Here is a 17620-nt window from a genome sequence, read left to right as displayed (position 1 = left end):
CCCCTTTAGTGTCTTAGCAAGAGAACATTGTTTTAAATTCAAACGCCGTAGGTCTTGCTTCATCTGGCCAAACTTGAGTTTCAAATTTGTAGTGTTGATACGTATCAATAAACTCTTTGGTCATGACAGGTTTTAAGTACTCATTGTCACGGATTAATGCTTCAAGAGAACCTCTTAAGGTATGAGGCATTTGGTTAATCCCTTTCTCTCTAATTTCATCCAGTGTTAATTCAAACAAGTCTTCATCCATTGGTCCAATAGGCTCTGTTTTGGTGTTAATACCATCAATTCCTGCCAATAACATCGCAGAGAATGCTAAGTATGGGCATGAAGTTGAATCAGGAAAGCGCATCTCAACACGAACCGATTTTTCACCTGCACCATAAGGAATACGGCAAGATGCAGAACGATTTTGCATAGAGTATGTCAAAATTGAAGGTGCTTCAAATCCTGGAATTAAACGCTTATAAGAGTTGGTTGATGGATTTGTAAATGCTGCAACACTGCGTGCATGTTTTAAAATACCACCAATATACCAACGAGCCATATCGCTTAGATTTGCGTATTCGCCTGCTTTGTAGAACAAGTTTTTGCCATCTTTCCAAATAGATTGGTGAACGTGCATACCACTACCATTGTCACCATACAGTGGTTTTGGCATAAAGGTTGCTGTTTTCCCATTAAGGTGCGCTACCATTTTGACAACGTATTTATATTTTTGAACGTTGTCGGCTGCTTCAATAAGTGTTCCAAATTTAACACCAATTTCACCTTGAGCTTGTGCTACTTCGTGGTGAACCACGAAAACTTCAAGACCAATTTGTTTTAAAATTTGTACCATCTCTGCACGTAAATCAACCATTGAGTCAATTGGAGGAACAGGGAAGTAACCACCTTTTGTACCTGGACGGTGACCTGTGTTGTAACCATCTTTATACTCTTTTGCACTGTTCCAGCCACCCTCTTCAGAGTCAACCTCATAGTAAGAACAGTTAATGTCATCTCTGATTTTGACATCATCAAACACAAAAAATTCATTTTCTGGACCAAAATAAGCCACATCACCTAAACCTGTTTTTTCCAAATGGGCTAATGTTTTTTTGGCAATACTACGTGGACATTTTTCGTACAATTCGTTTTTGTAAATATCATAAACGTCACAAAAAACCACCACGGTCGGATCAGCTGTAAATGGATCTAGAAACGCTGTTTGAGCTTCTGGTTTAAGGAGCATGTCTGATTTATTGATTGGTTGCCAAGCATCAATGGATGAACCATCAAAAGGAATACCGCTATGGAAAGAGTCCGCACTAATAGCCTCAATGGTATAGGTGACATGATGCCATGTTCCTTTCATATCGGTAAAACGAAAATCAACAAATTCAACTTCATTATCGGTGCAGTATTTGAAAAATTCTTCAACACTGTTAACGAACTTACCCATGTCTAACTCCTACAATTTTAAATTTAAGTAATTTTATCAGATAGAGCTGAAAATAATACGAGAGCGACTGCTTAAAAATTAACCATTTTCCGTTCTCTTTGTTGAAACATTGCACATTTTTTATACCCATAGTGTGTTGCAATGCTTTTTATTTCATCATAACAAAACCCAATATGCTCTAACGCATGGGCATCTGAACCAAAGGTAATGGGAATATCATGTTCTGCAATCAGTTCCATGAGTGAACCACTGGGGTATTGTTCTTGAATAGGTTTACGAAATCCTGCTGCGTTAAGTTCGATGCACATATTGGCTTTTTTAATCGCTTTGATTGCAGGTGTTGCAATAGTACGAATCTCTTTTTTAGGAAGAAAATTAAAAATTTTAATTAAGTCCAAATGTCCAACAATATCAAAAAGATTTTGTTTTGCCATTGCTTCAATGGCTTCAAAATAGCCTTCCCATATTTCATCAATATTTTTGTTTTGGTACTCACCGATAAACGTTGGATTATCAAAGCCCCATTCGTCTAAAAAATGAACCGAACCGATGAAATAATCAACACGACGTGATAAGACTCTTTCATCTATATATCCCTTTAAAAAATCCACTTCATAGGCTAAGAGAACATCAATCGTATCGTGGTATTTTTCTTTTACATGTAAGACCTCTTGTTCATACGCATCCATTTGCAAAAAGCTCATACGGTAAGCTTCATCAAAGTGCATAGGAGCATGATCTGAAAAGCCAAAAACATCTATTTTTTTCTCAATGGCTTTTTGAACATACATCTCAATGCTACCATGCGCATGGTTACACAAAGGCGTATGGTTGTGTAAATCAATGACCATTCTTCTCTCCTTTTGCTTTAGAGTTTTAAAGTTAAATTATATATAAAGTTCACTATAATAGACCATAATTTGTCTTTTTAGGAGAACGCTTATGACGCAAGAAGAACTTGATGCCTTGATGGCAGGTGAGTTAGATGATATGCCAACGAATACCACGGATGATGCGTTACTGATGGATGCAGATGATGAGACGATGGAAGAGTCATTGATTGACAGTGATGCATTGGATATTGAAAAAGATAAAGCAACAAGCCAGTTGATGCATGAATATCGCCCCTCTTCAACCATGTCATGGCCACCACCCCCTCCAACAGACGATCACAAAATGGTGCATCAATTAGACGATGTTACCAAAGATTCTGAATTAAAAGCAACAGAGGTCTTTGATAAACTAGAAACAATCAATACGTTTATGATGAGTGCAGAAGATGACACAAAAATGGTTGCTAAGCAAGTTGCATCTAATATTGCATTGTTTGAAACGTTGGTTGCGAAATTTCCGAAAATTGAGCAATTTCAAAAAGCGTTAGATGACAATCAAATGATGAAAAACCATGTTGAAAATATTTTAATGAATACGCAAATGACGCAAGATGAAGTTATGATGATTATGGACGTTATGCAATATCAAGACATTCATCGTCAAAAAATTGAACGTGTTATTAATGTTATGCGAGCCCTTTCAAAATATATGAATGCCCTTTTTGAAGGTAAAAAAGACGATGATAAACGTGTGGGTTCTGCGGTGCATATTCATGGAGATACGTCTACAGAAGATGTTGTTAGCAGTGAAGATATTGAAGCATTAATTGCTAGTTTAGGAAAAAAATAGTTGGAACACGTTGAGCTTCTCTCCCCCGCTGGAAATTTTGAAAAATTAAAAATCGCCCTTGCGTACGGTGCGGACGCAGTGTATGCTGGGGTCAGTCACTTCTCGCTTCGTATTCGTTCAGGCAAAGAGTTTACCTATGAGAGTTTTGAAGAGGCGATTGCTTATACGCATGCAAAAGGAAAGCATTTGCATGCAACCATTAATGGATTTCCTTTTAATGCGCAAATTCCTCTCTTAGAAAAGCACATTGAGCGTGTGGCGGCAATGAATCCTGATGCCTTTATTGTTGCAGCCCCTGGTGTGATTAAATTGGCACGCAAAATTGCACCACATATTCCCATTCATCTCTCAACACAAGCCAATGTTTTAAGTTATTTGGACGCGGAAGTCTACTCAGATATGGGCGTAAAACGTATTATTGCTGCACGAGAAGTGAGTCTGAAAGATTTAGAGCAGATTAAAAAGCATTTACCGCATTTAGAGTTAGAAGTCTTTGTGCATGGCTCCATGTGTTTTGCCTACAGTGGTCGCTGTCTCATTAGTTCTGTACAAAGTGGTAGGGTTTCTAATCGTGGAAGTTGTGCCAATGATTGCCGTTTTCCCTACACGCTTTATGCGCATAATGAAGAGAGTGGAACGCTGTTTCGTATCGAAGAGAGCGAAGAGGGCACGCACATTATGAATGCAAAAGACCTTAATTTAAGTGCCCATGTCAAAGAAATTTTAGACTCAGGTGTGATTGATTCTTTAAAAATTGAAGGACGCACGAAAAGCTCCTACTATGTAGGGATTACCACCAAAACCTATCGCCAAGCCATTGAAGACTATTATGCCAATCAATTTGATGCTGATAAATATACCAAAGAGCTTGATTCAACAAAAAATAGAGGCTTTAGTGATGGTTATTTGGTGAATCGTCCTTTTGAAAAAAATGATACACAAAATTTAGCCCATTCCATTAGTGAAGGCACCCATCAAGTCGTTGCGCAGGTCAGTGAAGATGGAAAAAGTTGCTTGTGCAAAGATGTTTTGAAGTTACATGTAAGCTATGAATTAGTCATGCCATCTTCTGCAAAAATTCTGCCCATGGAAAATGAGATTGGGGCTATTTTTGAAGAGAATGGTTTATGGAAACTCTCTTTTAAAAAACTTCAAACTGCCAGTGGTAAGGAATTTGATGAAATTCATAGTGGCAATATTCATGCCATTGTGCTTCCTGCGCCTGTGGCAGGATTTAGTTTTTTACGATTACAAACAAAGGATAAAGAATGAAGTTCGTTTCTATTCTCATGGGAAGCAAAAGTGATTATTCCGTGATGGAGGAGTGTGCAAAAACCCTTGAAAAATTTGGTGTTTTACATGAAGTTGTCGTTTCTTCAGCACATAGAAGTCCAGAGAGAACCCATCAATATGTCAAAAATGCAGAAGCCAAAGGCGCTAAAGTCTTTATTGCAGCAGCAGGTATGGCAGCACATTTAGCGGGTGTTGTTGCATCACTTACGACTAAACCTGTTATTGGCGTGCCGATGAAAGGTGGTGTGATGGAAGGAATGGACGCTCTTTTAAGCACAGCGCAAATGCCAGGAGGTATGCCTGTTGGAACGGTGGCTATTGGCTCTGCAGGAGCAGTAAATAGTGCGTATTTAGCCATGCAAATTTTAGCCATTGAAGATGAAGAACTTGCCGCCAAACTAAAAGAAGACCGTATTTTAAAAGCTAAAAAAGTGGAAACGGACTCAATGGGAATTGAAATTATTCTTTAAAAGGAGTGAAGATGAACAGTTGGATGAAAATTGAAGAGTTTTGTGCTTTAGTCAATTTAGACATATTGGCTGTTCATGCGTTAATTGATGAGGGTAAACTTCTTTCAAAAGAGGCAAATGGGGAGTGTTTTGTAGAGGTAAGTCGTAGTGCTCACGCTTTGATCCCTGCTACTAAAGGCATTGTCGTGGATGAGGCGTACGAGGGAGCATCGGTTAGCATGAGTTCAGAGTTTGTTGAAAAAACGGTGGGTGCCATTTTAAATTTGCACGAAAAAGTTTTGGATGCAAAAGAAGAGACGCTAGATGCTCTTAAAGGGGAAAACCGTTTTTTAAAAGAGGCGCTTTTTTCCATGCAAGAGCTTTACGATGAAGATAGAAAAACCATCGAAACACTGACAAAGCAACTTGAATTACTGCAAGATGAACTTGAATTTACCAAACGAAAATATAAAATGATGTGGAATAAGGCGGTGGAAAGTTATACGCCATCTGCTGAATAATCTTTACATGTAAAAAGGAAAGAGTGTGTTAACATTTAGTCAAATGCTTTTAAATCTTCAAACATTTTGGCAAGAACAAGGCTGTACCATTGTTCAGCCTTACGATATGCCTTCAGGCGCAGGAACCTTTCATAATGCAACATTTTTAAGAAGCCTAAGTTCTAAACCATGGGCAACAGCGTATGTGGCGCCAAGTCGCAGACCCACCGATGGACGTTATGGTGAAAACCCAAACCGTTTGGGGAGCTACTATCAATTTCAGGTTTTAATTAAACCCAGCCCTGATAATATTCAAGAGCTTTATCTAAAAAGCCTTGAGATGTTGGGACTTGATATTAAAAAACATGATATTCGTTTTGTGGAAGATAACTGGGAATCACCAACACTGGGTGCATGGGGACTTGGTTGGGAAGTGTGGTTGGATGGTATGGAAGTAACCCAGTTTACGTACTTTCAACAAGTAGGCGGTATTCCTTGCAATCCTGTATCGGTTGAAATTACCTATGGTGTGGAACGTCTTGCGATGTATTTACAAGAAAAAGAGTCAGTCTTTGATTTGGTCTGGAATGAAAACAAATTTGGCGTCATAACGTACGGGGATGTACACAAACAAAGTGAATACGAGTTTAGCCGTTATAACTTTGAAGTCGCCGATGTTGCAATGCTTTTTGCTCAATTTGAAAATGCAAGTCTTGAGTGCAAGCGTTGTTTGGATGAAAATTTGCCTTTGCCTGCGTATGATTATTGTCTCATGGCATCGCATACCTTTAATGTTTTGGACGCACGAAAAGCCATTTCGGTGACACAACGTCAAAATTACATCTTAAAAATCAGAGAACTTGCCAAAGGGTGTGCGTTAAAATATAAGGAAATCGTAGGTTAATGCGTTTAGGTGAAATTTATGACTATTTAGATTTACTCAGCCCTTTTGAAACCCAAGCATCGTGGGATAACAGTGGCCTTTTAATAGGCAGCAGAAACGATGAGGTTGAACGTATTTATCTAAGCCTTGATGTGGATAGCCCCCTTTTGGAAGAAGTAGGTGAAAATGCGCTTATTATTACCCATCATCCGCTTATTTTTAGTGGATTAAAACAGCTTGACTTTACAAAGTATCCTGCCCATCTTATTCAGAAGATGATTCAAAAGAAGATTTCACTAATTGCGATGCATACGAACTTTGACCTCTCTCATCTGAATCATTATGTGGCATCTAAATTGGGTTTTAAGGTGTTAAGGAGTGAGGGGTATGTGATTTATTGTGAAGTGAATCAAGCGTTTAATGACTTTGCTTTACATGTAAAAGAGGTTTTAAATCTTGAGCATATACGGGTGACTCAATCAGGCACATGGATTAAAACCTGCGCAATCACGACAGGTTCAGGAGGCGATTTAATCTCCAAAATTGAAGCGGATTGTTTTTTAAGCGGAGATTTTAAATACCATCAAGCTTTAGAGGCAAAAGAAAATAAGCTCTCATTAATTGACATAGGGCACTTTGAATCAGAGTGCTATTTCCCAGAGTGTTTGGCGCTTTATTTGAAAAATTTTCCATTACAAGCTATAATGTCAAATTCGAAAAATCCGTTTGAGTATAGGTAGAGGACAAAAAAGATATGAATAAGTATTTAGAACAGTTAATTGCGCTTTCCAAGTTAGATAAAGAGATTGATGATTTTGCACCCCGCATTGCCAAAGTTGAGAAAATGTTAAAACTTTCTTTGGATAAAGAAAGAGAGTTAAAGCTTCAAGTTGAGACCTTTGCTGCAGATATTGCTGATGCAAAGCTTAAAAAAGGCAAAAATGAGGCACATCTTGCTGAATTATCTGCGAAACTTAAAGATATTAGTAAAAAAAGTGCGTTAGTTAAGACTGCCAAAGAGATTAAAGCGCTTCAACTTGAAGAGGAAATTTCGAAAGAGCAATGTGATTTTGCCAACGATGAGATTAACCGTTTAGACAAAATTATTGGATTAAAACAGACTAACATCACAACACTTGAAGAAAAAATTGCAGAAGCCAGTAGCGAATCTGAATCTATTAAAACATCCATTGATTCACAAATTCAAGCCATTGAAGAAGAGCGTAAGGGTGTCTATCAGGCTAAAGAAGAATTACTTTCAGATATGAGTCAAAAAATCTTAACTTTTTATGAGAAAATTAGAAAATGGGCAGGAAATTCAACCGTCGTTCCTGTGAAAAAACAGGCGTGTTATGGTTGTTTTATGCGTATTAATGACAAAACCTATGCAGGTGTTATGAAGCAAGATGATATTGTAACGTGCCCGCATTGTGGACGTATTCTATACAAAGAGATTGAGGAAGCTAAGGCGTAAGCTTGCATTTTTTTTATTATAGTGTGGCAACGCTGTTGTATCTTTTGGCGTTGCCTCTTTTACTCTACCTTCGCTTTAAAACAAAGTATCAAAAATCTATTCCCGCTCGTTTTTTTCTGAAAGATAATGTACCGTTTTGCGAAAAAGAAGGCATTTGGTTTCATGCATGTTCTTTTGGAGAAGTCCGTTCGTTAAGCCCTTTTATCCAAAAAGTTGCTAATCCCTCAGATGTTCGCATTAGTGTGATTACACAAACAGGTTTTGAAGAGGCACAAAAGTACACGCATGCACAAGTACGTTATTTACCTTTTGAGATTTTTCTTTCTTTTTGGATAAAAAAGCAAAAAACGCTTATTGTTATGGAAGCAGAGTTGTGGCCAATGCTCTTTTGTGTCGCTAAGGCGAAGGGAATGAAAACAGTTTTACTCAATGCGCGTATTTCTGATCACTCTTACGCATCGTATCAGCGTTTTGCGTGGGTGTATCGTTGGATATTTTCTTATATAGATGTGGTGCTTGCGCAAAGCGATGTGGATGGCAAACGTTTAACCTCATTAGGCGCTAAAGAGGTTTATGTTTCAGGCAATATTAAAACATTTCAAGATTATCGACCAACCAAGCACTATTCTAAAATGAATACAAGGCGTATCGTTATTTTGGCAAGCACGCATGAGGGTGAAGAAGAGCTGATTTTGTTGCACATTAAACTACAGCCTGATGACCAGCTTATTGTTGTCCCAAGGCATCCTGAACGTTTTGAACGTGTTGATACGCTGTTGAATACTTTTGCTTTTAAAGAGGGTAAACGTTATACAAGATTATCATTAGATACTTCTATGGAAAAAGACATTCTCTTGTGTGATAAAATGGGAGAGTTAGTTAATCTTTATGCCATTGCGGATGTGGTGATTTTAGGAGGCTCTTTTAGAGATGGCATTGGTGGTCATAACCCACTAGAACCTGCTTATTTTGGTGTTAAACTCATCAGTGGAGAGTTTATTTTTAATCAAAAAGTATTGTTTGAATCTGTAGAAAATGCCATTACATGTAAAGTGGAAGATTTAGGAAATGTTTTTGATCGTATTGAGGAGTCTCCCAACAGTGCGATTACTCATCGTGGTGACATAGCGCCACTTGTGGATAAATTATTAGGAAATGAAAATGGAAAAAGCGTATAAATTATTGGCATTGCAAGAGGGAATTTCAAACCGTGCTGCTAAAGAGTTGATTGATAGAGGTGTTGTCTATGCTGCTGGGAAAAAAGTAAGCGTAGCCCGTGGAGAGCTTCTGCCAAGTACAAAGTTTAAAGTAGAAAAAATTGCACCTATTAAGGTTTTATTTGAAGATGAGTATATTATGGCGGTGGATAAACCTGCTTTTATGACATCAGAAGAAGTAGCAGAGATTAAAAAATTGCCACTTTTACACCGATTGGATAGAGAAACCAGTGGTGTATTGCTTTTAACTAAAGATGATGCCTTTCGTGAAAAAGCAGTCAATGCATTTAAAAAGCGTGAGGTTCAAAAAGAGTACATAGCGATTGTTGAGGGAAAAGTGGTTGAAGCTGTTGAGGTTAATGCACCTATTTTAACGATTAAAAAAGGTAATTCTGCTTACAGTAAAATTAGTTCTGATGGGAAAGAAGCTATTAGTCATATAGAGCCTTTGATGATTGAGGGCAAACGTTCTAAAGTAAAAGTAAAAATTGAAACAGGGCGAACACACCAAATTAGAGTACACCTTAAAAGCATTGGCGCTTCTATCTTAGGAGATACAGAATATGGCGGTAGACCGTTTAAGCGTTTAATGCTTCATGCTTCCAAAATTATGCTGTTAGGTTATATTTTTCAGAGTAAAGAACCTGAAGATTTTATTAAATTTAGTGAATAGAATTCACGGATAGAAATCTTGTTTAGAGCCTATATTATCGATGTTGTATCGCATATAATGGCTTCAAAAAGTTGAAGTGTTTTTAAGGTTTTATTTAGTTTAAAGCATTGCTTTTATATAATGCGTCGCTTTAAAAAAGAATCATGAAGAAATTTTAAGAAGGATAACTTGTGTTTGAGGTTTTAACCGATTCATTTCGATCTGCTATTAATAAAATTCGTTTCAGTGATGATGAAAAATCTTTAAAAAGTGCCTTAGAAAACCTAAAAAAAGCCCTTCTTAAAGCAGATGTTCACCATAAAATTGTACGAGATTTATTGCGTCAAGTAGAAATAGAAACCAAAGCAAAAGGCATTGGACAAGCCAATTTTTTACGCTCTTTAAAGACACAATTAACAGAAATTTTAACGGTTCCTGGTAAGCAAGGCTTTGTTTTTGCTTCAAAACCACCTACAACGGTGTTGATGGTAGGTTTACAAGGAAGTGGTAAAACAACCACAACGGTTAAGTTAGCTAATTATTTAACACTAAAACAAAAAAAAGTGCTTGTTGTTGCCTGTGATCTTCAGCGTTTGGCAGCGGTAGAACAATTAAAACAGCTGTGTCAAGCAAACGAAATTGATTTGTATTTTGAAGATAATAGTACCCATCCTCTAGGTATTGCTAAAAATGCAATGAAAAAAGCCAAAGAAGGGCTTTATGATGTTGTATTAATTGATACGGCTGGTCGTTTAGCTATTGATACAGAATTGATGGAGCAGCTAGCGTCTATAAAAAAAGAAGTCACACCTGATGAGATTTTTTATGTAGCAGACGCTATGACGGGTCAAGATGCGGTTAAGAGTGCGGTAACCTTTCATGAAAAAATCACCTTAAGTGGTGTTATTTTAAGCAAATTTGATGGCGATGGTAAGGGTGGTGTTGCTCTTGGTATTGCAGAGCAAACAAGTGTTCCACTTCGATTTATCGGTGTGGGTGAAAAAGTTGCGGATTTAGAGCATTTTATCCCTGAGCGTATTGTCAATCGTTTGATGGGTGAGGGTGACCTTGAGACTTTGGCTGAAAAGACCAGTGGTATCATTAGTGAAAAACAAGCCAAAGCGATGACCCAAAAGATTAAAAAGGGTCAGTTTAACTTTAATGACTTTTTAGAACAAATGGAGCAGATGAAAAAGCTTGGAAGTATGAAATCACTCATTGGGATGATCCCAGGATTGTCTCAAATGGCGGGAAAGCTTCAAGACGTTGATATGGAAAATTCGGTTGAAATGAAGCGAATCCGTGCGATGATAGGTTCCATGACTAAAAAAGAGAGAGAAGATCCAGAGCTTTTAAATAACAGTCGAAAAAGAAGAATTGCTGAGGGTTCAGGACTTTCACAAGTGGAAGTCAATCGCTTTTTAAAACAATTTGGAAATGCCGCAAAAATGGCAAAAAAATTCTCAGGCAAAAAGGGAATGCAAGATTTGCAAAACATGCTTTCTCAAAATAAACACGCACACCTTCGTTAATGTGTGACGATTTATATTTACATGTAAGCTTACATGTAAATATAAGTTGTAAAAAACGAAACATAAACATTAGGAGACCATAAGAATGGCAACAGTTGTAAGATTAACACGTATGGGTAGAAATAAAGCACCGTTTTACAGAATTGTCGTAACAGACAGCAGAAAAAAACGTGATGGTGGATCAATTGAGACAATTGGTTATTACAATCCCCTAAGCAATCCTCAAACCATCAAATTTGATGCGGAAAGACTTGCGTATTGGAAAAGTGTTGGCGCAAAGCTAAGTGACAGGGTTGCAAAAATCACTGGTAAATAATCATGATTGAAAAATTTCTCGAAGAGTTTGCCAAACTTTTGGTGGACAATCCAGCAGGTGTAAGAGTCGAGAGAAGCGATGTTGATGGAACATTTTGTGAAGTGGTTATTTACGCCGATAAAATTGATACGGGTAAATTAATTGGAAAAGACGGCAAAATGATTAATTCGCTTAAAACGCTTATTTCTGGATGTAAGGCAAAAGATGGCATCTCGTATCGAGTGACCGTTAAAGCCAACGATGAATAATCAATCTTCCCTGATAGAAGTCGCCAAAATTGGGCGACTTGTGGGTTTAAAAGGTGAGCTCAAGCTCTACTTGGAATGTGATTTTCCTGAACAATTTAAAAAAGGTAAGACATTCACCACTCAAAAAGGTGAAGTTCTTGAGGTTTTTTCATACAATCATGCCCGTGGGCTTATCTCTTTTGTAGGCTTTCAAGAAAGAGAAGTGGCCGCAAAACTTGTCAATTCCATTTTGTACACATCGCAAGAGAATTCCATGAAAGAGTGCGCTCTCAAAGAAGGCGAATTTTTCTGGTTTGATTTAATCGGCGCATCTGTGATAGATGAGGATTTGGTATGTTTGGGTGTTGTAGATGAAATTGAACGCATTGGGGTTACGGATTATCTTGTGGTAAAAACGGAAGCTGCTTTACTGGAAAAAGGTTTGGCAAAACTCTTTTATGTACCCTATATTGAGCGGTATGTTATTTCGTTTGATAAAGAAAATAAACGTGTGTATGTGAAAGATGGTTTGGGTATTTTGGAGAACTCTTAATGCGGTTTTCGTATGTTACCCTTTTTGAGGGGCTTATTGCTTCTTATTTTGAAGACTCTATTTTAAAACGTGCCATTGCAAAAGGGCTTTTAGAGGTTTCTTTTGTAAATCCTAGGATGTATACGAAAAATAAACATGGTAAGGTAGATGACTATCAAGCCAGCGGTGGTGCAGGACTTGTTCTTTTTGCACAACCTTTATTTGATGCCCTTAGGCATATTAAAAAAGAATCTCCGCAGGCATACATTATTTTCCCAACGCCAGCAGGAAAGCTTTTTACACAAAATGATGCTAAAAGGCTTTCACATAAAGAGCATTTAGTCTTTGTGAGTGGGCGGTATGAAGGAATTGATGAACGTGTTATTGAGACGTTTGCCGATGAGCTTTTTTGCATTGGTGATTATGTTTTAACGGGAGGGGAGCTTCCGAGTCTGGTGATGAGTGATGCGATTAGTCGTAACATTAAAGGTGTTTTGGGAAATGAAGACTCTTTAGCAGTAGAGAGTTTTGAAAGTCCTCTTTTAGAGGCACCGTGTTTTTCAAAACCGCCGATTTATGAAAATAAATCTGTGCCCTCAGAGTTTTTAAAGGGAAATCACGCTAAAATTACAGGCTTAAAAAATCAAATGTCTGAATCAAAAACAAAATATTTCAGACCCGATCTGTTTTCACGCTTTTGCGTGAAGCATTAGAATTTAGATATGATCAAAGGATAATAGATGAGAAATAAATATATTGACGCTTTTGAAGCAGGACAAATTGCACAAAAAAATGTTCCAGCTTTTAGAGCAGGTGATACGCTTAGAGTGGCTGTAAAAATTGTTGAAGGCGATAAACAACGTGTTCAAAATTTTGAGGGTGTTTGTATTGCTAGACGAGGAACTGGTACTGGCGAGACATTTATGGTCAGAAAAATTGGTGCGAACAGTGTTGGTGTAGAGAGAATCTTCCCAATTTATTCTGATAGCATTGATGAGATTGTTGTTCTTAGACGTGGTGTTGTAAGACGTGCAAAACTCTTCTATCTTAGAGACAGACGTGGTAAAGCTGCAAAAATTAGAGAACTTAGAAAATAATACTTTTTTGAGGAGTAACGAAAAACATGTTACTCCTTTCTTCTTCATTCCCCTTTCCTTATCCTATTTTTAGAAGTTTTTTATGAAAATTGAAGAGCGCTGTTTGTCATGTATTTATGATCAAAGTAAGCGAGTGTGTGAACTTTTACATGTAAACATTGAAAAAGCACATGCGATTGATCTGCTAGCAAAAGAGATGATTGAACACTTTGATATGCACCAAACGCCCCCATACAATGCTGCTCCTCTTTACGAAGCGATGGCAGACGTTTTGGGTGTAGAGGATTTGTATCAAGTGTTTAAAAAAGACTCTTCTCAAAAAGCAAAAGCGTTTATTCCACTTTGTCTTTCTCACCTTGAAAAAGCAGAGGATACTTTTCTTATTGCTACAAAAACTGCTGTAGCTGGCAATGTCATTGATTTAGCTGCTGTCATGCTGTATGATTTAGAAGAAGAGTTAGAAAAGATTTATCACACCCCTTTTGCCATTGATGATGTAGCGACATTGAAGCAAAGGCTCGCTTCTGCACAAACATTAGTTTATTTAGCCGATAACGCAGGAGAAGAAATTTTTGATAAGCTTTATATTGAGACGATTAAGAAGCTTTATCCTGATATAGTGGTCTACTATTTTGTAAGAGGTCGGCCTATTATTAATGATCTCACGTATCAAGATGCTAAAGATTCTGGTATGGATGATGTTGCAATACTCGTAGACAGTGGTGTTCCAACTCCTGGGCTTGTTTTGGAGCTTATGCACGATGAAGCAAGGGCTATTTTTGATAATGCTGGGTGTATTATTGCTAAAGGCATGGGAAACTATGAATGTTTGGGAGAGACAAAAGGCTTTCCTTTGTTTTTTTTATTTAAAGTGAAATGTTCTGTTGTAGCTAATGCAGTGGGCGCTACATTGGGTGATATTGTGTGTAAAGCATCACATGCTTGAGAGCAAAGGATAGGGCCAATGAGGAAACTGTTTAAACACCGTACATCTTCAAGTCGGTTTGATAGTTTGATTCAAAAATATAATATTTCTCGTGAATATCTTTTAATCAACCGAAGAATGGTGACACGTGCACTTTTTATTGGTATTTTTATTGGGCTTATTCCTATGCCTTTTCAAATGGTCGCTGTTATGGGGATGATGTTTTTTTTAAAATTTAATGTCCCCATTGCGCTCTCTATGGTTTGGCTCAGTAACCCTTTAACCATGCCGTTTATGTATTATGTTGAGTACGTCACAGGGAGCTATATTTTAGGCATTGAGCATGAACCTGTGGAGCTTAGCCTTGCGTGGTTTGAGAACCATTTTTCCTCTATTTTTTTACCCTTATATGTTGGAACCCTTTTTTATGCTTCTACCTTAGCCCCTTTGGTCTATTTTTGTGTGGATTGGCTATGGATTCATTCGGTACGAAAAGAGCGAAAAAAAAGTGAAGAAAAGCGCTCTTCTTAAGCGCCTTGTATTTCACGATAAGCCGTATAAAGCGCTTTTACACCCTCTTCAATCTGTTCTAAGCTTGAGTTGGTGTAGTTGAGTCTTCCATAAGTGCTGATACGTTTATCGGCAAAGAAAACACTTCCAGGGACAAATGCAACGCCTTTGTTGATAGCTACATCAAACAGCTTCATACTATCGGCACACTTTTTAAAATTCACCCAAATAAACATACCCCCCTCAGGGACTACAAATTCAATGCTATCGCCAAAATATTTATGCAGTGCGTCTACCATCGCATCACGTTTAGGGCGGTAGTATTCGATCAATATTTTGGTATGTTCTTCTAACTCGCCACTTTGCATCATTTTGGCGCAGATGTGTTGGAAAAACTTTGAGTTTTGAAGATCCGTGCTCTCTTTGCACAGCGTTAAGGCACTGATGATCTCTTGAGGAGCCTTCATCCAACCGATGCGAAAATCAGGGGCGAGTGTTTTTGAAAACGTTCCAAGTGCAATGGTAAGTTCTGGGAGCAAATCTGCAAAGGCAGTGGTTTGAATGCCATCGTAACGAAGTGCCTCGTACGGGCTGTCTTCAAGTAAAATGACGTTGTACTTTTGAGCCAAACGTGCCACTTCGTGACGATTCTCTAACGTATAGGAATAACCTGTTGGGTTTTGAAAAATAGGAATTGTATAGAAAAATTTGGGTGAATGTTCTTTAAATAAAACTTCCAAAACTTCCGTATCAACGCCTTTTGAGCTTAGAGGTGCTGCTTTGATGGTTACATTGTACATATGAAACAGACCAAGGGCGGCTAGGTAACTTGGGTCTTCAACGACGATGCAATCTTTTTCATCCAAAAAGGTTTTACAGACCAAATCCAGCCCTTGTTGAGAGCCGTTGGTAAGCATAATCTGTGCGGAAGTGGTATGAAGGTATTTCTTAGCGATCTCCACTTTAAGGGCTTCAACGCCTGAGGCATTGCTGTATTGAAAGAGGCGATTGTCTTGTGTTTCAAAGAGGGTTTTTGCATGCGATTCTATAGCATCTCTAGGAAATAAGGCAGCATCAGGAAGTCCACCTGCAAACGAGATAATTTTATTTTGGGCAGTTAAATCGAGAATGGTTCGTGTAAACGAGCGTGATGCGGTGGTAACACGTTTTGCAAATTTGGTTTGCATAATAAACCTTTGTAAAAATATAGCCTCATTATAGCAATGCACCTTTTGTTAAACCACATAAAATGAGGGATTTGTTTTGTCCATTTGTGCTATAATTTGCGGATGAAACACAGACAAAGTACGCAAAACGATCACCTTGAACGTATCAATGAGGTGCTTTTTTATATTCACAAAGATTTGCAAAAGAACTATGGAGTGGAAGAACTGGCGTCATTGGTTGCGATGTCTCCTTTTCATTTCAATCGTGTCTTTAAAGAGCGAGTTGGCGAGAGTGTGCATGGGTATATTAAACGGGTAAAGTTAGAGCATGCCGCCAATTTACTCCTTTTTAATCCCCATTCTACCATTAGCCATAGCATGCAAGAGGTTGGATTTAGCTCGAATGCTTCTTTCACACAAGCCTTTAAAGAGAATTTTGGTGTGACTCCTACAAAGTGGCGAGAAGTGGATAAGGCAAATGAAAAAAAAGATATGAGTTTTTTGGAAAAACCTTTACATGTAAAGATTCAAACAATGCCTTCCTTTTACGTGGCATACGTAAGGCATAAGGGGTACGATAGAAGTATCAAAAGGGCATGGCTTAAATTGCAAGATTGGGCACTCAGGCAAGGCGTTGCGTTTTCACAACAAACCATGATAGCGTTACACCACAGCAACCCTCGTTTTGTCGAATCGTCACAGTGTCATTATGTTGCGTGTTTGCAGCTTCCTTCTTCGGGTCGTTTTTATCGAAATGGGGATGTTGGGGTTATGCATATTCCTCCAACACTGTGTGCGGTTTTTTCGCTTCAAGGGGTGTATGGTGATTTAAAAAAGTATATGGATGTGATTTATCATGAATGGTTATGTGCAAGCGAGTATGAAAAAGTAGCCCTTCCTTCGTTTGCTATTTATAGAGAAAATCATTTTATTAACGCTGATGAACGTTTTGATTTGGACTTTTGTGTGCCAGTGCGTTTTAAATAGGTATAATTTTTAAAAAATAAAAGGCTTAGAATGAAATATTCTCCTATTTTTATTACAGCGACCAATACCAATGTGGGAAAGACCTATACGACGCTAAAACTTCTCGAAGCACTGAGTGCAAAAGGTTTAAAAGTGGGGGTAATGAAACCCATTGAAACAGGGGTGATGGATGCGCCTTTGGATGCCGTGATGTTGTTTGAGATGGCAAAGCGTTACCATCCTGATTTGGAAAAACTCTCTTTAAAAGAGATTGTTCCTTACTGTTTTGAACTTCCTGCGGCTCCATTTGTGGCAAAAGGACGTAAGAAAATTAATGTAGACGTGTTGCAACATGCTTATGAAAAAATAGCATCTTTATGTGATATTGTCCTTATTGAAGGAGCTGGTGGTTTATTAGTCCCCATTGAAGAAGACCTTTACATGTACGATTTTATTCGTCTTTTTGAAGCGAAAACTTTATTGGTTGGGCATGACCAATTGGGCTGCATTAATGACATTTTGCTTAATTTACATCTTTTAGATAGTTTGGGCGTTGAGGATTATGAGTGGTGTATTAATTTTAAAGCAGAACGAACACATTTTGATACTATTAGCTTGCCATTTTTGAAAAAAACTTTTGGCAGAGTGCTCTCCGTTCAAGAGGATATGCCGAATATTTTACGAAGTTTGGGTGTGTGATTGAACGCTCAAACGTGTGAACGCTTGAATGCATTTGGAAGAAGAAGAGAGCCTT

At 38.0% G+C, this 17620-nt stretch carries 22 protein-coding genes; 19 read left to right on the top strand and 3 right to left on the bottom strand.

Features of this window, described 5'->3' with window-relative positions; all coding sequences use genetic code 11:
* Window positions 1-13: 13 nt before the first annotated feature.
* Window positions 14-1444, bottom strand: coding sequence for a type I glutamate--ammonia ligase (gene glnA / locus SULBA_RS08545; protein ID WP_014769892.1), 1431 nt, complete (start codon window positions 1442-1444; stop codon window positions 14-16).
* Between the two features lie 71 nt (window positions 1445-1515).
* A complete protein-coding gene (locus SULBA_RS08540) occupies window positions 1516-2295 on the bottom strand; it encodes a histidinol-phosphatase (protein WP_014769891.1) in 780 nt (259 codons plus the stop codon).
* A gap of 91 nt (window positions 2296-2386) precedes the next feature.
* On the opposite strand from SULBA_RS08540, the gene SULBA_RS08535 reads away from it, so the two are divergent.
* The 17 genes from SULBA_RS08535 (at window position 2387) to SULBA_RS08455 (ending at window position 14755) form a co-directional block, all read left to right on the top strand.
* Complete coding sequence (locus tag SULBA_RS08535; protein ID WP_014769890.1) at window positions 2387-3127, top strand: chemotaxis protein; 741 nt, start codon at window positions 2387-2389, stop codon at window positions 3125-3127.
* On the top strand, window positions 3128-4399 hold the full coding sequence (locus SULBA_RS08530; protein WP_014769889.1) for a peptidase U32 family protein: 1272 nt from the start codon (window positions 3128-3130) through the stop codon (window positions 4397-4399).
* Window positions 4396-4890 carry a 5-(carboxyamino)imidazole ribonucleotide mutase gene (gene purE, locus SULBA_RS08525; protein ID WP_014769888.1) on the top strand — a complete coding sequence of 165 codons (495 nt, stop codon included), beginning with the start codon at window positions 4396-4398 and terminating at the stop codon, window positions 4888-4890. The genes SULBA_RS08530 and purE overlap by 4 nt, the downstream gene beginning before the upstream one ends.
* 11 nt (window positions 4891-4901) lie before the next feature.
* Window positions 4902-5390 carry a DUF3972 domain-containing protein gene (locus tag SULBA_RS08520; protein WP_014769887.1) on the top strand — a complete coding sequence of 163 codons (489 nt, stop codon included), beginning with the start codon at window positions 4902-4904 and terminating at the stop codon, window positions 5388-5390.
* 25 nt (window positions 5391-5415) lie between these two features.
* Window positions 5416-6273, top strand: coding sequence for a glycine--tRNA ligase subunit alpha (gene glyQ / locus SULBA_RS08515; RefSeq protein WP_014769886.1), 858 nt, complete (start codon window positions 5416-5418; stop codon window positions 6271-6273).
* Window positions 6273-6992 (top strand): Nif3-like dinuclear metal center hexameric protein, encoded by a 720-nt coding sequence (locus SULBA_RS08510; RefSeq protein WP_014769885.1) that lies wholly within the window; start codon window positions 6273-6275, stop codon window positions 6990-6992. The genes glyQ and SULBA_RS08510 overlap by 1 nt, the downstream gene beginning before the upstream one ends.
* Before the next feature lie 14 nt (window positions 6993-7006).
* A complete protein-coding gene (locus SULBA_RS08505) occupies window positions 7007-7726 on the top strand; it encodes a zinc ribbon domain-containing protein (protein WP_014769884.1) in 720 nt (239 codons plus the stop codon).
* 2 nt (window positions 7727-7728) lie between these two features.
* Entirely contained in the window at window positions 7729-8904 is a 1176-nt protein-coding gene (waaA, locus tag SULBA_RS08500) for a lipid IV(A) 3-deoxy-D-manno-octulosonic acid transferase (RefSeq protein ID WP_014769883.1), read from the top strand.
* Window positions 8882-9616: an RluA family pseudouridine synthase gene (locus tag SULBA_RS08495; protein ID WP_041671835.1), complete on the top strand. Its 735-nt coding sequence runs from the start codon at window positions 8882-8884 to the stop codon at window positions 9614-9616. The genes waaA and SULBA_RS08495 overlap by 23 nt, the downstream gene beginning before the upstream one ends.
* A gap of 170 nt (window positions 9617-9786) precedes the next feature.
* Complete coding sequence (gene ffh, locus SULBA_RS08490) at window positions 9787-11127, top strand: signal recognition particle protein (RefSeq protein ID WP_014769881.1); 1341 nt, start codon at window positions 9787-9789, stop codon at window positions 11125-11127.
* Between the two features lie 85 nt (window positions 11128-11212).
* Window positions 11213-11443, top strand: a complete 231-nt coding sequence (gene rpsP / locus SULBA_RS08485; protein WP_014769880.1) for a 30S ribosomal protein S16 — start codon at window positions 11213-11215, stop codon at window positions 11441-11443.
* 2 nt (window positions 11444-11445) lie between these two features.
* Window positions 11446-11691, top strand: coding sequence for a KH domain-containing protein (locus SULBA_RS08480; protein ID WP_014769879.1), 246 nt, complete (start codon window positions 11446-11448; stop codon window positions 11689-11691).
* A complete protein-coding gene (rimM, locus tag SULBA_RS08475) occupies window positions 11684-12223 on the top strand; it encodes a ribosome maturation factor RimM (RefSeq protein WP_014769878.1) in 540 nt (179 codons plus the stop codon). The genes SULBA_RS08480 and rimM overlap by 8 nt, the downstream gene beginning before the upstream one ends.
* Window positions 12223-12915, top strand: a complete 693-nt coding sequence (gene trmD / locus SULBA_RS08470) for a tRNA (guanosine(37)-N1)-methyltransferase TrmD (protein ID WP_014769877.1) — start codon at window positions 12223-12225, stop codon at window positions 12913-12915. The genes rimM and trmD overlap by 1 nt, the downstream gene beginning before the upstream one ends.
* Before the next feature lie 27 nt (window positions 12916-12942).
* Window positions 12943-13299: a 50S ribosomal protein L19 gene (gene rplS, locus SULBA_RS08465; RefSeq protein WP_014769876.1), complete on the top strand. Its 357-nt coding sequence runs from the start codon at window positions 12943-12945 to the stop codon at window positions 13297-13299.
* An 82-nt stretch (window positions 13300-13381) separates the two neighbouring features.
* Window positions 13382-14245, top strand: coding sequence for a damage-control phosphatase ARMT1 family protein (locus SULBA_RS08460; RefSeq protein ID WP_014769875.1), 864 nt, complete (start codon window positions 13382-13384; stop codon window positions 14243-14245).
* Between the two features lie 18 nt (window positions 14246-14263).
* On the top strand, window positions 14264-14755 hold the full coding sequence (locus SULBA_RS08455) for a DUF2062 domain-containing protein (RefSeq protein WP_014769874.1): 492 nt from the start codon (window positions 14264-14266) through the stop codon (window positions 14753-14755).
* Here the strand turns inward: SULBA_RS08455 and SULBA_RS08450 are convergent.
* Window positions 14752-15921 (bottom strand): aminotransferase-like domain-containing protein, encoded by a 1170-nt coding sequence (locus tag SULBA_RS08450; RefSeq protein ID WP_014769873.1) that lies wholly within the window; start codon window positions 15919-15921, stop codon window positions 14752-14754. The genes SULBA_RS08455 and SULBA_RS08450 overlap by 4 nt on opposite strands.
* A gap of 84 nt (window positions 15922-16005) precedes the next feature.
* Here SULBA_RS08450 and SULBA_RS08445 point away from each other — a divergent pair, with 84 nt between their 5' ends.
* Complete coding sequence (locus SULBA_RS08445) at window positions 16006-16887, top strand: AraC family transcriptional regulator (protein WP_245391402.1); 882 nt, start codon at window positions 16006-16008, stop codon at window positions 16885-16887.
* A gap of 30 nt (window positions 16888-16917) precedes the next feature.
* Window positions 16918-17565, top strand: a complete 648-nt coding sequence (bioD, locus tag SULBA_RS08440; protein WP_014769871.1) for a dethiobiotin synthase — start codon at window positions 16918-16920, stop codon at window positions 17563-17565.
* The last annotated feature ends 55 nt before the right edge of the window (window positions 17566-17620 follow it).

Origin of the sequence: Sulfurospirillum barnesii SES-3 (assembly GCF_000265295.1) — a bacterium.
Lineage (GTDB): Bacteria > Campylobacterota > Campylobacteria > Campylobacterales > Sulfurospirillaceae > Sulfurospirillum > Sulfurospirillum barnesii.
This window is presented reverse-complemented; position numbering and strand designations above follow the sequence as displayed.

What these genes read in the sequence shown, in the direction of transcription:
- glnA (WP_014769892.1), bottom strand. Translation starts at nt 1,444, where the DNA reads ATGGGTAAGTTCGTTAACAGTGTTGAAGAATTTTTCAAATACTGCACC.
- SULBA_RS08540 (WP_014769891.1), bottom strand. Translation starts at nt 2,295, where the DNA reads ATGGTCATTGATTTACACAACCATACGCCTTTGTGTAACCATGCGCAT.
- SULBA_RS08535 (WP_014769890.1), top strand. Translation starts at nt 2,387, where the DNA reads ATGACGCAAGAAGAACTTGATGCCTTGATGGCAGGTGAGTTAGATGAT.
- purE (WP_014769888.1), top strand. Translation starts at nt 4,396, where the DNA reads ATGAAGTTCGTTTCTATTCTCATGGGAAGCAAAAGTGATTATTCCGTG.
- SULBA_RS08520 (WP_014769887.1), top strand. Translation starts at nt 4,902, where the DNA reads ATGAACAGTTGGATGAAAATTGAAGAGTTTTGTGCTTTAGTCAATTTA.
- SULBA_RS08510 (WP_014769885.1), top strand. Translation starts at nt 6,273, where the DNA reads ATGCGTTTAGGTGAAATTTATGACTATTTAGATTTACTCAGCCCTTTT.
- SULBA_RS08505 (WP_014769884.1), top strand. Translation starts at nt 7,007, where the DNA reads ATGAATAAGTATTTAGAACAGTTAATTGCGCTTTCCAAGTTAGATAAA.
- SULBA_RS08495 (WP_041671835.1), top strand. Translation starts at nt 8,882, where the DNA reads ATGAAAATGGAAAAAGCGTATAAATTATTGGCATTGCAAGAGGGAATT.
- rpsP (WP_014769880.1), top strand. Translation starts at nt 11,213, where the DNA reads ATGGCAACAGTTGTAAGATTAACACGTATGGGTAGAAATAAAGCACCG.
- SULBA_RS08480 (WP_014769879.1), top strand. Translation starts at nt 11,446, where the DNA reads ATGATTGAAAAATTTCTCGAAGAGTTTGCCAAACTTTTGGTGGACAAT.
- rimM (WP_014769878.1), top strand. Translation starts at nt 11,684, where the DNA reads ATGAATAATCAATCTTCCCTGATAGAAGTCGCCAAAATTGGGCGACTT.
- trmD (WP_014769877.1), top strand. Translation starts at nt 12,223, where the DNA reads ATGCGGTTTTCGTATGTTACCCTTTTTGAGGGGCTTATTGCTTCTTAT.
- rplS (WP_014769876.1), top strand. Translation starts at nt 12,943, where the DNA reads ATGAGAAATAAATATATTGACGCTTTTGAAGCAGGACAAATTGCACAA.
- SULBA_RS08460 (WP_014769875.1), top strand. Translation starts at nt 13,382, where the DNA reads ATGAAAATTGAAGAGCGCTGTTTGTCATGTATTTATGATCAAAGTAAG.
- SULBA_RS08455 (WP_014769874.1), top strand. Translation starts at nt 14,264, where the DNA reads ATGAGGAAACTGTTTAAACACCGTACATCTTCAAGTCGGTTTGATAGT.
- SULBA_RS08450 (WP_014769873.1), bottom strand. Translation starts at nt 15,921, where the DNA reads ATGCAAACCAAATTTGCAAAACGTGTTACCACCGCATCACGCTCGTTT.
- bioD (WP_014769871.1), top strand. Translation starts at nt 16,918, where the DNA reads ATGAAATATTCTCCTATTTTTATTACAGCGACCAATACCAATGTGGGA.